This is a genomic window from Vibrio sp. 10N.261.46.A3 (assembly GCF_041472995.1).
GTDB lineage: Bacteria > Pseudomonadota > Gammaproteobacteria > Enterobacterales > Vibrionaceae > Vibrio > Vibrio coralliirubri.
This window is the reverse complement of the sequence record NZ_JBFRRH010000071.1, coordinates 25,300-41,428: the sequence shown is the minus strand read 5'-3', so window position 1 is coordinate 41,428 and position 16,129 is coordinate 25,300. Positions and strand designations below refer to the sequence as shown.

The following is a 16,129-nucleotide window of genomic DNA, read 5'->3' as shown; positions in this document are numbered from 1 at the left end:
AAAATGCTCTAGCCGTGACCCGTTGGTGTGCCGTCTGGGTTTTCACATTGACGAGCACTTTCGTTCCAATCACCGCCTTCTGGACAGTAACCTTCCGTTCTTTCAATCAGGTCATTAATCTCATTTCGGAACAATGCCGCTTCGATGTTCCAACGAGGTTGAGTGTAAACCGCCGCCAACTCGTAGTTTAAGCTTGTTTCTGGGCTTAGATCTTCATTACCAACTAACGCACAGCCACCCTTACAGCTTGGTACCTGATAGTCAGATTGGTTTTGAGTCAATGTTGGTGCTTTAAATGCTTTACCCACACCACCCTTGATGATCAGGTCATTCGTTGTTTGGTGTACCAAGTACACACGTGGGCTGAACTCTTCACCGTACAGTTCATGTTTATCTAAACGACCACCAATGGTTGCCGTTAGTTGATCCGTCATTAACCATTGATCTTGTACAAACAGTGCACCTTGGTAAGCTTCAGACGAACCACTCACTAGGTTCTCTTTGTTCGTCAGCTCGCTCAGTTGGTAATCCATACCAAACGTTAGCGTATGGCTTTCACCAAGATAAGTAGTCGCAGACGCTTCAACAATCTGAGTTAACTCTTCGATGTCGCTGCTGAAGTTATTACCCAGATCAGCCGCATCATTGTCAGTCACATTTTCGCGTGAGTAACGTACTTGCGTGTCACCCCAGCTCCAAAAACCACTGTGTGTAATCGCTTGGCTATTACGCACAACACGCGTGTCAGACTCAATAACAGAGCTTGAACTTTCAGCCGCAGAATTACGCTCGTCGTCGCTGTAACCAAAATCGAAATCGATGGTTTGGTTATCTGTTGCATGCCATGTCAGGCTTGCAAGCATGCTTAGCGTGTCACGGTCTTCTAAAGCTGTAATATCTTCACGATCGTAGCCAGAGCTGTGTGTACCAGAATATGGTTGCCAAGCGTTACGGCTTGTTTGGTTAACAGAAACTCGCGCGAACAGCTCATCTTCAATCAACGCACCAGAAGTAGTAAAACCAACAGACTGCTCTTGGCCACCGTTGCCATCCATTGGAGATGACGAGTCCATGCTCAGTGTAGAGCTCCAATCGTTTTCTGGAGCCTTAGTGATGATGTTGATTGTACCGCCCATACCATCTGAACCGTAAAGTGCAGACATTGGGCCACGGATAATTTCAACACGTTCAATTGAATCAGCAGGAATAGTTGATAGGTCGAAATCGTTACCACGGATGATGGCACTTGCAGAGCTTAGACGGCGACCATTCACCATGATAAGTGTGTAGTCTGAATCCATACCACGAATAGAGATCATCTGACGACCAGCACGTGTGCTATCAAAATCAGACTCAACACTCGTTGATTCAGCAACGATGTCAGCCAAAGTAATACCAGGGCTGTCTTCAATGTCTTGCGCGGTGATAACCGACATTGAAGCTGGCGCTTGTTTTAGTGCCATCTCGGTACGAGTTGCCGTAACAACCATTTTTTCATCTGTTGCTTGCGCTTCTTCTTGCGCTAACACGTTAGCTGAAAGTGAGGTACAAATAACAGCGACTGCGATCGATAAAGGTTTGCGAATCAAAAGAGATCTCTCAGACATGATATTCATTCTTATATGTGATTAGTAATGATAATGGTTTGCATTAAACAACCAGCTACCATTCTTATCAACGAAAGTTTCATACCAAAAATCGATTCTCGTTATTCATCATTCAAATAATGAAAGAGATCTATATTCAACTTGATAGATATTCATAAGTTTCATTCACCTTATAGATGAATTATGTATAAAGCTCTTTGAATATATTGCGAACCCAGCGACACATCGGGTCGTTATGAAAGCGCTTATGCCAATATAAATAGACGTCTTCTGATGGGTGGCGCAACGCTTTAGGCACACGTTTACAAACCAGATCTCTTTGCTTAGCGGCTTGTTGAGCAAAAGGTGTCGGTAAATGAAAGATGATGTCGGTTGCTTCAGCCATATCCGGTGCAACGTTAAAATTGGAAAGCTGAATTGGAATGGAGAGTTGGCGCTGCTTATCAATTAAGCCAAGATCTTTAAATCGACTTTCGATCGAGAGCTTCTTATCCCCTTGCAGTGAGATTTGACCAAGTTGGCTATTCAACAAGTCATCAACGGTGATCTCTTTGTCCGCCAAAGGATGATTTTTACTCATCAACAAACGGTAATCGCGGCTAATCACGAACATTCTATACAAATTTTGCTCTGAACTTAACGGCTCATGGGTCGACAACACAAAGTGCGCATCACCGGATAACAAAGGCTCAAAGTGTCGTTTAGGAATCGAGTCGATATCAACAATCATGTTCGGCGCTTGTTGGCGTATCTCCGCAACTACCTTCGGCAACAAGTGCGCGACATTAGGCACTAAACCAAAGAAGCGAACCGTACTGTCACTACTTTTCGGCTCGAATACATCGCCATGCACCAGCTTTTCTAAACGTGTCAGGACCGAGTTGAGATCTTGCTTAATGGCTTCTGCTTTTGGCGTTAACTCATAGCCATAAGCCGCTCGCACCAGTAGGTCATCATTGAAAACGGTACGCAGTTTTTGCAGAGATCGGCTCACCGTAGGTTGGCTCATATCCAGTGCCAACGCCGTGTTGGAAACGTGCTTCTCTTCAAGAAGGTGTTTAAGAATAACGAGTAGATTGAGGTCGACTTGAGCAAGATTCATTATGCAAATATTAACAATATAGAAAATTCAATGAGCGCATAGTGCTATTTCTTAACAAGTAATACAATTGATAATCACTCCTATTTTGATCTAGAGCAATACAACCTAAGACATAAAATAAATAGTCCATTTATCCATTAGTAAAATGAACTAACGCAAAACAGTTTTGACTAATATTGAGCTCTGATTCTATAACGATAGTATTCTCAAACGGTCGTAATAGTGGAACGAAAATACCCTAGAGTCAGAAGAAAGGTGGTAGAAAAAGCAAAACAAATGCAAGGTTTGAAACACAAAAACTAAACATCAATCAGCAAAGTAAACATATGGACTCAGCCTCGTATATTGCTACTATACGTACCAACGGAAAAGTTTAAACCGTACAAGGCGTTCCCCTCTAAAGGACCCGAAGCACTACGATGAAAACTGTTACAACACACTCAACATAAAGAACATTATGGCCAACATAAGAGACGTCGCGAAAGAAGCTAAAGTATCCGTTGCTACCGTATCGAGAGTAATAAATAAACTCCCACATACGAGCGAAACAGCAACGAAAGCTGTGCACGAAGCGATGGAAAGATTGAATTATCGCCCAAATGCGAATGCAAGAGCTCTTGCGAATAAAACTTCGTCTTCCATTGGTGTGTTAGTAGCAGACGTATCAAATCCATTTTATGGTGCTATGGTTCAAGCCATTGACGAAATCGCACGTGAACACAAAAAGCATATCTTGATTACGCACGGTTACCACAATGAAACCTATGAAAGAGAAGCCATCGAACTGTTGATAAATAATCAGTGCGAACATCTCGTTATTCATAGCAAAGGCCTATCGGACCAAGAACTAATTGATTTTTCGAAGCAGATCCCTGGGCTTATCATTATTAACCGTTATATTCCAGAGATAGCGGAACGCTGTATCGCTTTAGATAACATTCGAGGCAGCAGCCTAGCATTAAGCCACCTAATTCGCTTTGGCCATAAGAGAATTGGTTACTTAGCTTCCTCTCATAATATCGATGACTCAATAGATAGGAAACTGGGCTATCGTTCTGAACTGGAGAAGAACCAACTGCCCTACTCGGAGGCTCTGGTGGTGTCCGGTGAACCGAATGAGATTGGCGGCGCAGATGCGATGCGAAATTTATTAGCGAAGAATGAGCCGTTTACCGCTATCGCGACATACAACGATTTAATGGCTGCAGGTGCCATTTCAGTGCTTAAAGAAAACAACCTACGTGTACCAGAAGATGTCTCTGTCATCGGGTTTGATGATGCCATGATAGCCAGCTATTTACAGCCAACTCTGACCACCGTTCGTTACCCAGTACAAATCATGGCGAGCCAAGCGGCAAAGCTGTCTATCCAGTTGGTAGAAAAGTCTCCTCACGAGCATAAAGGAAACCTTTACCTTCCTACACTGGTGAGCCGCAATTCCATTGCTTCACCTAACAATTAACCTATGATTTGTTAGAGAATCAACACTGAATACAAGCTTGTCTTTAGGCTCTTATTCTCGCATTCTGTTTATAAAAGAAACCCCAGCCTTATTCAGACTGGGGTTTCTTTATTATTACTAGCTAAATTTTACGTTATAGTGAGCCAACAAATGTCACCGTTGAGCGCGGAGGTACAAGGTAATCGTCTTGTTCTTTTTCTAATTCAACCAACGCCAAATCATGCTGCGCATTGGTAATGTGTGTTGTATAAGTGGCAGAATTAACAACGCCTTCTAAGTTAATAGAAACATTCTCTACCTTATCACTCGTATTAACGGCAACAATCACCACTTTATCTTGTGTTGGACTGACATAAGCCGATGCCATCAAGCCATCAAGGTTGTCTACCCCACTCAGTTCTACACGCTGATAACCCGGGCGAACAAAGCGACTGAAGTTACCGACAGTCCACATCATTTTCGAATCTTCTACCGTATTAGCTTCTAACGATGGGTCAATTTTCACCATGCCATCTTTGTAGTCATATGGTGTCAAGCCTAACCACCAATGCCATGCTGATGCGTTCAAACGAGTCAGATCTCGATGCATGATACGTCCCACATGTAACGCATAATCCATATCATCAGCCTCAAAGCCGTGACCATCAAAGTCACGAGAATAACCGCCATCGCCCAATATGCTCATTTCGCTCATCCAAATTTCTGCACCTGGAGACACATCCTGCAAATTTCCATATGTCATATCACGCAGTTTGCCTAGGCGGTCTGGCCAAGCATCAGAAAAATACCCATGTACCGAGATTTGGTTACCAATGATGTCTCTAATTTCAGGATCCCCTAACAGTTCATCAATGTAGTTTCGGTACAAGCCAACACCACGAGAGTTCATGCCATTAGTTTGAGATGTACCATCAAAGTTACGCTTATAAGCATCTCGAAGTGCTGCAGTGAATTCGACCACTTCACCGCCATCAATATGAATGTCGCTACGAATACCCGCTTCGGTCAGCTTTTTATCTAAGCTACGGTATACTGCTTTGACTTCTTGCATATTGTAGCGGTTGCCTTCTTGAGTCTGCCCTTCCCACTCCCACGTCGGCTCGTTAATTGGGCTGATGTAATTAACCGGAATCCCTACGTCTTCACTACGTAGATAGGTCAACACTTCAACCAAAAAGTCGGAGAATGCATCCACATTTTCAGGCTTAAGGTTAGTAGAGCCAAGGTCATCCGCTGCTGTTGGGTGTGTTAAGCCGTTTTTTGTTAGGTAGTGTGGTGGGCTATTAGAAAACGCGATAAAGTTATCTACACCACGTTGATGAGCCTCTTGCATGAAACGAATTTGTCCTTGCTGCTTAGTCGTGTCTATCGCGCCACCCGGCTCAGGTACCAATAGTTCCGCACGGCGAAGAGGATCACGAATAAAGCTACCATCACCTTGCTCGGTACTACCTGCACCTATATTAAATCGCCACGCTGTTAAACCAATGCCTTTGTCAGTAGAAAATAATAAGTCAGCGAGGTGGTCGATAGCTGCATCGTCCCCTTTTTTCTGCCACTTATTAATTGTTGAGTTAATAGACCAAGCATCCGAAGCACCAAAGCTGTGTATTGTTTGTTTGGTATTTTCAATTTCCACATCTAGTGTTTGGGCATAACTCGGCACTGACAGTATTGATGCGACTGCCATTGATAATAATATTTTTCTCATTTCACATCTCGATATTATTAATTTAATAATCGTATAGATTTAGGATATATTCAGAATTAATTAGAAAGAACGGCGATATCCAAGTTTCACAAAGAAATAATCATCTTCCCATTGATTTTGGTTCCAATCCTGCTCAAAGTTTTCTTTGTCTTCAGTTTGGTAATAGGTTTCAAATACAAACTTAGACTTATCATCTATTTTGTAATCACCCCAGAAGCCCGCTCGAATTCGCAGTTCGTCTTTATCACCGTAATCAACACTCTCTGCATTTCGGTAGAAGGTATAGCGCACAAAAGGCGTTACAGTGAGGTCGTTAAATGTTTGTGTGTAGTTCATACGAACTTGCCATTCTACGCGCTTCTCTTCTTCCCAAGCACGGTTATCCCCTTCGAACTCACTTTGCTTACTAACTTCACTATATAACGTTAGTTGCAATGTTTTGTCGTAAGCTAAACGAGAGCGAACACCAAAATCTAGCTCGTGATAATAGTCCGTATAGCTGGTTCTTAAATCGTCGTTAGCCTCGTCCTGACAGCCATTTTCACCAACACAGTCTTCACCACGAGGTCGATTTCTAACACCAACAGGTGCAATAAAGCCGTCTAAGATAAGTTCATGGTCTTCTGCTAGGTAATACGCCATATTATTATAAAATCGATATTCTGTGCGGCGAGTATCATTTGCGTACATTTCATTTCGAATTTGGAATTTAGGCCCCCACCAAAAGTCTTTGTATCCCTCGGACCAACCAATCGCGACATCCTGTCGAGAACGGTCATTCCAAGTTCGCTCTTCACTCTCAATCATGTGGCGGTAGCTGAAGTTAGCGTACAAAAACATGGATGAATCTTCGATTGGATTAAATTCCATTGCTATGTATGGCATGGTATTCGATCGTTGCTCTTGGTCACCCCAGTTCTCATATTCATTACCTAGCTCGATATAACCAGCCATAGTCGATGAAGAAAAAGCAAGCGCAGAGCACATCAAATAAGATGCCTTATTATTTAATTTCATTGTTAACCTTTATTATTGGATATAATTATGTAGAAGAAATTTCTTTTAAAACCATATTTTGATATTCACCATTCAGGCGATATGTTCTTTGGTATATATAAGCGCTAAGTAATACTAACAATGTAGGAATACCAACCATTAACGCTCTTAAACCTAATATAGTTTCTTCACTCTGCTCAATATTAGGAACATAACCCACTGCGGTTAATCCAATGCCGACAAAGAAGCCTGAAAGCGCACCTGCAAATTTAACTAGCATGGTTTGAATAGAGAAAATAATACTTTCACTGCGGTGCCCTGTTTTGTATTCTCCATAATCGACTACGTCAGCTAACATCACTGTCGATAGGCCGTTTGATAAACCACCACCAAATTTGAGCGCTGCACCAGCAATACCGACTAAGATGCCGTTTTCAGGAGCGAAAATACCCGTTAGAACAAGAATTAAGCTACATAACAGCGGGAACAGACATGCTACCAGCCACATAAACTTTCGGTTGATTAAGTTACAAAGCTTAGGGAACAAAAACACGCCAGCAATTTCAGCCATACCAGATACTAAAGCGAACATTGGGAACAAATCTTCACGCCCAATTGCGTAACTGAAGTAATAGATAGCAAAGCCGCCAACCAACTGAATAGCGATATTGAACGTTAGCACTACGCCAATTAGTGACTTCAATTGATCATTTTTGCCAATAATGTCTTTTACATCCTTGAACGTGAATTTGTCTGTAGATACACGCTTATCTTTAATGCGTTCCTTGACGTTAAAGAACGTAATCAACGCGCTCGCTATGAATGCCGCGATAATTGCCAAGCTCAGATATACAAACCCAGAACCCTTGTCTTCACCACCAAAGAAACCAACGAAGTACAGTCCGTACGTCCCCATTAGTGTCCATGCACAACTAGCAAACAGACGGGGCCAAACCACTAATTTTTCACGCTCAACGCGCTTTGAAGACATCGAAGGAATCATCGACCAGTAAGGAATGTCCATGATTGTGTAAGTTACACCCCATAGAATATACGTGACCGTTGCGTACACATACACCATATTCCCTTCAATATTATGGGTGTTAAATACCAACAATAAGAATACCGAATTGACGAGCGTACCTATCACAATCCAAGGTCGAAACTTACCGAAACGAGTTCGAGTGTTATCAACAATCATGCCCATAACAGGGTCTGTCACTGCATCAACAAATCGCGCGACAAGAAATAGCGTACCAACGAAAGCGGCAGAAATACCAACCACATCGGTGTAATAGAACATAAGAAAAATGTAAATAATGGAACAAGCGAAGTCTTTTCCCAGCGCACCAAGGCCGTAAGAAAATTTTGTTTTTATCGATATACTACCTTCAGACATATAAGGCTCCTTAGCCTTTGTAGTTAAAATAATTCAGAGTTCAGAGGGTGGCTCACCCCTCAATGGAGGTGAGCTCAAGTTGTTATTTTAAAACGAATTTCCATTGATATTGGTTGCGTAGCAAGCGATATTCAGGTCGAACACTTGGTGTCCAAGAATCATCCCCGCCTACTCCCATATGGAAGCCATCGAAGTAAACAAATAACCCCGGTTGCCTTTCCAGTTCATAAGTATGTTTAGCTCGAGCGAGTTGTTGCTGCCCGTACTGACTAACACTGAAATAGAAGTGACCTAATAGCTCAATGTCACCGATTTGAAGTTGTTGGGTATCGCAACGTAATCCGTTATCAGACGGGAATATGTATGGCGTATGCATACTCACAATTGGTTGAATCCAACGGCCAAAGTCAGCACTTGCCTTACGGTCAGGATAGTTTTCATGTGGACCTCGCCCTAGCCAAGCCACACTTTGAGGACACTCGCTCAAATGCATTTCAGCGCCAATTCTTGGCATTGGTGGCATTGAGTCATCAACATCGACAGATACCGATACTTGAGCCTCACCCTGCTGCGTAAAGCGGTAATCCCAAACAGATGTTAAAACCAACTTATCGGCTGAAAAATACGCATGTCGCACACGTACTTCTCCAATCGCGACATTAACCTCAACACCCTTACAGCGGTGCTCTAAGTCAAACAATCCAGCATTTTGCCAACGAACCATCCAAGCATTTGGGTCTTGGCGGTCGACTTCACTCACACCAATATCGTTATCAAGTGGTGCTCGGAAGAAGTTATCGCGAATTGGAGAAAGCAGCTGTTCACGGTCCGCTTTTTTCCAACTTTCCACTTCACCGGTGGTCGCATTGATATACCATTGATTATCCGCTGCCGTGACACGCAGCCCGCCATCAACCTGTTCGAATTTAGCGGGTACAAATATTTTGCTCTCAACGACTTCAAGCTGAAGTTTTTTGCCTAATGTAGCCTGATGTTCCGCAACAATATGTCCAGCATTAGCCCAGTTAGTATCTTGCTGCAATCGAATAGCGACATTAAGATGAGCCTCAGCATTAAGCAGTCCAAACTCAGAATCTAATTCAATCAGCTGCGTCTGTTGAGCTGGTAGATTTAGGCTCAATTCACCACTTCTAATGACAGCCCCCTTATCATCAATGACTGTCCAATCTAAGCTGTGGTGAGCCGTATCAACAAACAAATGTTCACTGGTCACTTTAATTGCAAGCGGTTGTGAAGATACAAGTTCAAAACTAAATGGTTGCTGAGCCCGTTTTGCTTCGAATAATGTAGGGTGTGGTGTTCTGTCAGGAAAGACTAAGCCATTAATACAGAACTGACGGTCGTTAATTTCGTCACCGAAATCGCCACCATATGCCCAGTAATGAACACCATCTTCGCTGATTTTATCTAGCCCTTGGTCGACCCAATCCCAAATAAAGCCACCTTGTAGACGTGGGTGAGCTCTAAATGCATCCCAATACTCTGCGAAGCCACCAAGGCTATTACCCATAGCATGCGCGTATTCACACAAGATGATTGGACGGTTTTCATCACCAATACCAACCCATTTCTTTAATGAAAGTTTAGGTTCATTGGTATGCTCTTGATCAGCGTCGGTTCTAGCATACATAGGACAGATAATATCGGTGACGCTTGTGTTAGAACCGCCTCCCTCATACTGAATAACACGAGAAGGATCGACTCGTTTGGTCCACTGATACATCGCGTTATGGTTTGAGCCATAACCAGACTCATTGCCAAGTGACCAAATAATGATACTAGGGTGATTAAAGTCTCGCTCCACCATGCGGGTCATTCGCTCTAAGAAAGCACTCGCCCATTGAGGATCATCGGCAATTCGTCCCATTGGTGTCATGCCGTGAGTTTCAATGTTCGCTTCATCGACAACGTATAAACCTAAGCGATCACACAGGCTGTAAAAGCCAGGCTGGTTAGGGTAATGAGAGCAGCGGACAGCATTAAAATTATGCTGTTTCATCAGTTTTAAATCTTGCTCTACACGTTCAAGGCTTTCTGCATGACCTGTTGTTGGATCGTGCTCGTGCTTGTTTACACCACGAATCATCAGTGCTTGACCATTGATGCACAACTGACCCCCTATGACTTCGATTTTTCGAAAACCGACATCGTAGCCTTCACACTCAATCACATCACCTTCACTTGTCACTAAGCTCACAACCAGGCGGTAAAGGTTTGGAGCTTCAGCACTCCACTTCTTTGGATTGTTTGTCTTTAACGTGGCGAAACAACGTTCGCTGTATCCGCCTTTTTCATCGACTGGCGCCGTACCGACTTCCGTAACATTTGACGCAATTTCTTTCTCACCATCATACAGTGAGGTTTTAACCGACAAGCCGTCACCATTCATGGTATCGACATTGATTTTCAGCTCACCATCTCTATAAGCTGCATCAAGGTCTGGCGTCACTTTTACGTCTTTAATGTGGCGAACTGGTTTATTGAGTAGACTAACAGAGCGGAAAATACCACTCATCCACCACATGTCCTGACCTTCCATGTAACTGCCATCACACCAACGAAGAACTTTGACGGATAATGTGTTATTGCCTTCGGTTAGATATGGAGTAAGGTCAAACTCAGCAGCAAGGCGACTATCTTGTGAGTAACCTACAAACTCACCATTACACCAAACGTAAAATGCACTATTTACCCCATCGAAAATGACTCGCGTTTGCGACTCTTGCTCCCAATTCTCAGGTAGTTCAAAAGTCGTCTGATAACAACCTGTTGGATTCTCTTTTGGAACAAATGGAGGGTTGCATGGAAATGGGTATTTCACATTGGTATAAATTGGGAAATCATGCCCCTGTAACTGCCAGTTACCTGGAACTGTAATTTTCTGACTCGGAAGTTGTTCATCTGCCATCCAGTTTTCAGGAACAGAATCAGGAGACGGAAATAATGAAAAATCCCATTCTCCATCTAGGCTCATTACCGATGAGCTTATACCTCCAACCTGAGCACAAAATTCACTACGCCAACTAGATAGTGGCGTGTGTGCTCGTAGTCGATTGAAAGAAGTAATTTCTGGACTTTCCCAGACACGTGTATTCGTAACGTACATTTCAGGACCTAACGTTTAAATGATCTTGGAATCATGTTAACGAAGACATTTAAATCACACCGTGATTAAAGCCACAGCAATTGTAACCGGTTACAATTGAAACTCAAAAGATCCACCTTATCTAAATTTTACACACTAAGTAGCATTTTTATAATGAAACGGGTTACAAATAGACACAAAAAACAGCACACATCACCAATTTAGCCCATAAATAAGCGTTAAGCTCGAAATTAAATCATTTAGAAAAGTCATATATCGACTAACAACCATACAACCCCGTTAAGAAATCTTTGCCATTACATATACAAATCCCATTGTTACACATATGGTTACAGCCACTGTTACAGTAACACTTCATAGTATTTGCACCGCACATTACTTTAATCGTTCATAGGTCATTTACCGTGAGAGTAACGTTTAACTTCGGTAAAGTTGGTTAAATCTATAGCGAAGATCACACCTTTTTAGGTTGCTTTATAGGTTTGAAATTACCCAAATAAAAAAGAGAGGCACAATGGCCTCTCTTTGATCGTCTACTTTATATAACTAGCGTTTAGCTATATGACTACAGCTTTGTCCAAGCATCTTGCCAATATTGGCTATCAGCTGGAGCGTAAGACGCACTTGCACACCATGCCGTGTATGGCCAAGGCTTACACTCGTACAAGCCATTATCGCTGCCGACCACAATGTCACCCGCTGCGTAGTTGGTGCCCGCTTCATATGGAGGATAATCACCTGGAGGAGGTGTTGTACCACCACCGTCTTTAACAGCGAACGAATCGTTTACCATCACCATTTCACCGTCAGATGCTTTACCGACCACTTCAAGTCCATATTGCCCTTCCGCTACATCGTATAAGTCGATGGTAATGGCGCGGCTGTCCGTTACGTTAACCTTAGTTTGCTCAACCACAGTACCTGCACTGTTGATCACCATAGCGGTAACATCTAACGCTTCATTTGATGTCAGTGTTAGATCTAAACGAACATTGCCGTTATCTGGCGCATATTCTGATTGAAGCCCTGAAACAGCAAGCTCTAAGTCATCGCCCGGATCTGGGTTACCACCACAAGAAGAATCTGAAACTTTTCTCCAAACGCCCCACTCACCTGTCGTTCCAGGTTCTTCGCCGCGAGTGTACCACCCTGCTCCCCACGTTGAACCGTCATGAGATACTTGGTCACCTTCAACATAAACGGTGTCGGCATCCCATGGGGCAGCACAGTTAGAACCATCAGTGACAGATACCTTACGGTCAGCGGTTACAGTTTGGTTCGCGCTGTCTGTTACGCTATACACAAGTGTGTAGTTGCCGATTTCATTTACATCGACACTGCCAGTGTGTGTGATGGTGCTTGTCAGGTCTCCATCTTCTGCATCATTCGCCGTCACGCCTGCCATTGCATCAAACGCAGTTCCCAACACAACAGTCGTGTCAGACACACCATTAAATACTGGCTTCTGGCTGTAAACCTCTACCGTTCTCGCTTTAGTGGTTTCGTTGTTATCGCTGTCTTTCACTCGGTAAGTTAGAACGTAAGTGCCGATAACACTGGTTTCAACGTAACCTTCAACATCGATTGATGACGTTAGATCGCCGTCTTCTTTGTCTGTTGCCGTCACGCCATCCATAGGATCAAATGTTGTTCCGTGAAGAACACGCGTATTTTCGACACCTTTAAGAACGGGCTCACCCTCGACTGGTGGTGGCGTTACTTGACCGTGTACAAACGGGCCGTAGTCTTTAATGAACTGCTCGTTGTATTGTTGACCGTTTTTGTTGGTGCCCATGTCCCAGTTGATAGACCAAGTCATCACACCACGTAGCGGTTGGCCTTGCGCCGTTAGGCTATCAAATGCGTCGTATAAATCTTGTGGCTCTTGCACAAAACCTGTCGCTGCGGCATCGATACTTGAAGGAATACCAAACACGAGCTTGTCATGTGGGATCTTGTGGAAACCACGCGTTCCGTTGATAAGAGAATCAGAAATGTAGTAGATGAACTCTTCTTTTAACGCATCGTTGTTTTGAGCAATCCAACCTACGCCTTCCACCCAGATACCATCGCCACCTTGGTTGTAGAATTGTGGGTTAATCCAGTCGTAGTAGCCTTCTAGATTATCGATATAAGGAACGTACTTGCCACCTGTCGTTAGATACGGGAACTCAGGCGCCATAGTAATAAGGAAATTTTTACCTTCTGCACGGTAGTGATCTTTCACTAGCTTAAGTGCATCTGGAATCACGGTTTGGTTGTTTGCTGCGGTTACGGCTGCTTGTTCAAGGTCGATGTCTAGGCCATCGAAACCGTAACGCTCAGTTAGACGGATAATCTCATCAGCAAAGGCTCTTTCATCACCGGTTTCTAGCTCTACGTGTGCATCCGCACCACCCAAAGCCAAGAGCACAGAGCGACCTTGCTTGTTGAGTTCCGAGATTTGGTCAATAAATTGTTCTTCTGAAAGCCCAATGGTTGGGTCCAGTTTAAAAGTTGGGATTCGACCATCAGCCACATCGTAGACCTTCATGAATGACACATTCACGATGTTGTACATTGGGTTCACTTCATCCAACGTCACACATGGCGCATTACCACCTTGGTAGCCGCCACCGTCACACCAGTTATGCCAATAGCCAACCACGACGCCAGAGTCTGGATTCGTCATATCTGAACCATTCGCATAAACAGCGCCAGACATAGCCGCCATGCCGACCGATACTGCTAATTGTAGAGCTTTACGTTTCAACATTAGTCCCACTTCCTTACTTAACAGCTGTGCCAATCACAACCGAACCAATTCATTGTAATCATGAATATTTATAGAGAAGTAATGGAATTTATAGGAAATAACGACCTTTGATTTAACTTGTGATTTTAAGTCACAGATTGAATATTAGAATCAATATGATTTTGACTTTTCATTCAAATTGAAATGCTAAAAACTGTTATTTTCGGCTGAATGCATTGACCATGCAAATATTTAATCAACCTTAATTCACTAAGATAATTAACCAAAAATATAAAACATCACCAATAGGAAAAAATGGACTTTAAATTGTAAAAAATCACCCCAAACACGCCGTAATTACTGAACTCAGACCAGATACCATTGCGAGTGACATCACTAAAATAGCCTGGATATAGCCATAATACATGTGCTAGCAATGCACACGTATAACGGAATATAGGAGCAAGAATTTGTGGAATTTTGGATGTATACCTCAGGAATTTTTCAGTTAACCCTCGGCACCAGATGAATAATATGCATTCAATAGTGAAATAAAATTCACCTTCTCAAGTTCATTAAGTTGATTAATTCCAGCGGCTGCTTTTCTTCCTCCGCCCGTTGCAAAACTTGAGCAAATTTCGTCTGCACCCGTTCTGTTTGATAGTGGTGCTCGTAAGCTCACCGTGTAAGACTCGCCATCTTGGTTTTTCGTTAATACTGCTTGCGCTCGGTTTGGATCTTGATTAACGATTTCATTACCAAATACGCCACTGATGCGCCTTGCCCAAGTCTCACCCGGTAGTTCAAACACACGTGCGACTTCACTTTCATAAACAGGAGCAAGGTTTGATAACTGCTGGCGATCATTTTGATAAGCAGCTCGTAGTCGATAAAACACAGAGTCTTTATCATCCAAAAGATCAAACGGATTCGAGTATTGATAAAGGGTTTTGTAGAGCTCAGCTGGCGTGAAATGCAAATCACTGAGTGACGAACCGTAACCGTTGTAGTTAACCAAGCTACCTAGTTCTTCTAAAAACTCGGTTTGAGGTTGATCGAATCCATTTTCATCCGCTAGCCGCGCCGCCACCGTTTTTAGATTGTCGCCAAAGGCAGCTGCGATTGCCCAAGCCACATGCGCACCATTCAGCTTCTGGTTAATCAGCAAGCTCGTGCAGCTCTCTGGCGCGGTATCAATCAGAGTATCTAAATGATCAGAAGTTGGGACATCCCCTGTTCGGTGGTGATCGCAATAAAATACCTTGATGTTGGCGTCTAGCAGTGAGTGCAATGCTTGCAGGTTTTTCTCCATCGACACATCTAAAACGGTAACGGAAGAAACATCACCTTGCTTACCCGGCTCCATAGTTTGAGTAACAACTTGAGAGACCAACTTAATATCACGCTTTACACCAGTAATGAGCACGCTCTCTCTTGGCTCACTTAATCGCAGCTGTAACAACGCGATTATGCCATCTGCGTCTCCGTTGAATACGTCGTAGTGCATGTTGTTCCTCTTCCTATAGATTTAACCGTTTGCCAGAAACGCGCCAATTCGTTTGTGTGTTCGATAGTCTGTCATTATTTTAGTTATATTTCACAGATACTTAAGTCTATTTTGGAATGCCTTATTCTCATTAGATTCAAAAGATAAACACATTAATAATATTGTATGACTTATATCACAGTAAACGAACCTGAAAAGATTATAAAATAAGCGCCTCCCACTTAATGATAAAGAGACGAATGAACACTACCACCACTCTTGTTTATGACACTTTGAAAAGCCTTGCTGCTCACGCTCCTGAGCAACATGCCGAGATTCGCCAGCGTTTATATGAGCAGTTGAGCCTGCCATTTAACAAGCAGCTCTCGTTATACGCTAATGTGCTTGGTCCTATCAGCTCAGGTAAGTTAGCGGGATGCGACAATATTGATAAAGCGGTTGAAATGGCACTGGATGTGCTGGAAGGCCGAAATAAGTAATTCCC

Annotated in this window: 9 protein-coding genes and 1 pseudogene; 2 read left to right on the top strand and 8 right to left on the bottom strand. The window is 43.1% G+C overall.

Translation table 11 applies throughout. The features are described 5' to 3' along the window. Positions 1-17 precede the first annotated feature (17 nt). Both AB4484_RS17290 and AB4484_RS17285 read right to left on the bottom strand, forming a co-directional pair. Positions 18-1,607 (bottom strand): annotated as a pseudogene (locus tag AB4484_RS17290) (TonB-dependent receptor domain-containing protein); the annotation flags it as partial. Positions 1,608-1,788: 181 nt separating this feature from the next. Further along, positions 1,789-2,709, bottom strand: a complete 921-nt coding sequence (locus AB4484_RS17285; RefSeq protein ID WP_048617194.1) for a LysR family transcriptional regulator — start codon at positions 2,707-2,709, stop codon at positions 1,789-1,791. A gap of 457 nt (positions 2,710-3,166) precedes the next feature. Between AB4484_RS17285 and AB4484_RS17280 the strand changes: the two genes are divergently transcribed. Beyond that, the gene (locus AB4484_RS17280) at positions 3,167-4,171 is read left to right on the top strand and encodes a substrate-binding domain-containing protein (RefSeq protein ID WP_048611268.1); all 1,005 of its coding nucleotides are present in this window, start codon (positions 3,167-3,169) and stop codon (positions 4,169-4,171) included. 133 nt (positions 4,172-4,304) lie between these two features. Here the strand turns inward: AB4484_RS17280 and AB4484_RS17275 are convergent, their stop codons facing one another. From AB4484_RS17275 to AB4484_RS17250, 6 genes are all read right to left on the bottom strand, one after another. Beyond that, positions 4,305-5,882: a glycoside hydrolase gene (locus AB4484_RS17275; RefSeq protein ID WP_372079473.1), complete on the bottom strand. Its 1,578-nt coding sequence runs from the start codon at positions 5,880-5,882 to the stop codon at positions 4,305-4,307. A 60-nt stretch (positions 5,883-5,942) separates the two neighbouring features. Continuing rightward, the gene (locus AB4484_RS17270) at positions 5,943-6,899 is read right to left on the bottom strand and encodes a hypothetical protein (protein ID WP_372079472.1); all 957 of its coding nucleotides are present in this window, start codon (positions 6,897-6,899) and stop codon (positions 5,943-5,945) included. A 25-nt stretch (positions 6,900-6,924) separates the two neighbouring features. After that, on the bottom strand, positions 6,925-8,277 hold the full coding sequence (melB, locus tag AB4484_RS17265; protein ID WP_372079470.1) for a melibiose:sodium transporter MelB: 1,353 nt from the start codon (positions 8,275-8,277) through the stop codon (positions 6,925-6,927). A gap of 82 nt (positions 8,278-8,359) precedes the next feature. Then, positions 8,360-11,404, bottom strand: coding sequence for a beta-galactosidase (locus AB4484_RS17260; RefSeq protein WP_372079468.1), 3,045 nt, complete (start codon positions 11,402-11,404; stop codon positions 8,360-8,362). A 565-nt stretch (positions 11,405-11,969) separates the two neighbouring features. Further along, on the bottom strand, positions 11,970-14,159 hold the full coding sequence (locus AB4484_RS17255; RefSeq protein WP_372079466.1) for an immunoglobulin-like domain-containing protein: 2,190 nt from the start codon (positions 14,157-14,159) through the stop codon (positions 11,970-11,972). A gap of 487 nt (positions 14,160-14,646) precedes the next feature. After that, positions 14,647-15,645, bottom strand: coding sequence for a DHH family phosphoesterase (locus AB4484_RS17250; protein WP_372079464.1), 999 nt, complete (start codon positions 15,643-15,645; stop codon positions 14,647-14,649). Positions 15,646-15,884: 239 nt separating this feature from the next. Between AB4484_RS17250 and AB4484_RS17245 the strand changes: the two genes are divergently transcribed. Continuing rightward, positions 15,885-16,124: a PAS factor family protein gene (locus tag AB4484_RS17245; protein WP_372079461.1), complete on the top strand. Its 240-nt coding sequence runs from the start codon at positions 15,885-15,887 to the stop codon at positions 16,122-16,124. The last annotated feature ends 5 nt before the right edge of the window (positions 16,125-16,129 follow it).

Coding starts and splice junctions, on each gene's coding strand:
- AB4484_RS17275 (WP_372079473.1), bottom strand. CDS start 5,882: ATGAGAAAAATATTATTATCAATGGCAGTCGCATCAATACTGTCAGTG.
- AB4484_RS17255 (WP_372079466.1), bottom strand. CDS start 14,159: ATGTTGAAACGTAAAGCTCTACAATTAGCAGTATCGGTCGGCATGGCG.
- AB4484_RS17260 (WP_372079468.1), bottom strand. CDS start 11,404: ATGTACGTTACGAATACACGTGTCTGGGAAAGTCCAGAAATTACTTCT.
- AB4484_RS17250 (WP_372079464.1), bottom strand. CDS start 15,645: ATGCACTACGACGTATTCAACGGAGACGCAGATGGCATAATCGCGTTG.
- AB4484_RS17245 (WP_372079461.1), top strand. CDS start 15,885: ATGAACACTACCACCACTCTTGTTTATGACACTTTGAAAAGCCTTGCT.
- melB (WP_372079470.1), bottom strand. CDS start 8,277: ATGTCTGAAGGTAGTATATCGATAAAAACAAAATTTTCTTACGGCCTT.
- AB4484_RS17285 (WP_048617194.1), bottom strand. CDS start 2,709: ATGAATCTTGCTCAAGTCGACCTCAATCTACTCGTTATTCTTAAACAC.
- AB4484_RS17270 (WP_372079472.1), bottom strand. CDS start 6,899: ATGAAATTAAATAATAAGGCATCTTATTTGATGTGCTCTGCGCTTGCT.
- AB4484_RS17280 (WP_048611268.1), top strand. CDS start 3,167: ATGGCCAACATAAGAGACGTCGCGAAAGAAGCTAAAGTATCCGTTGCT.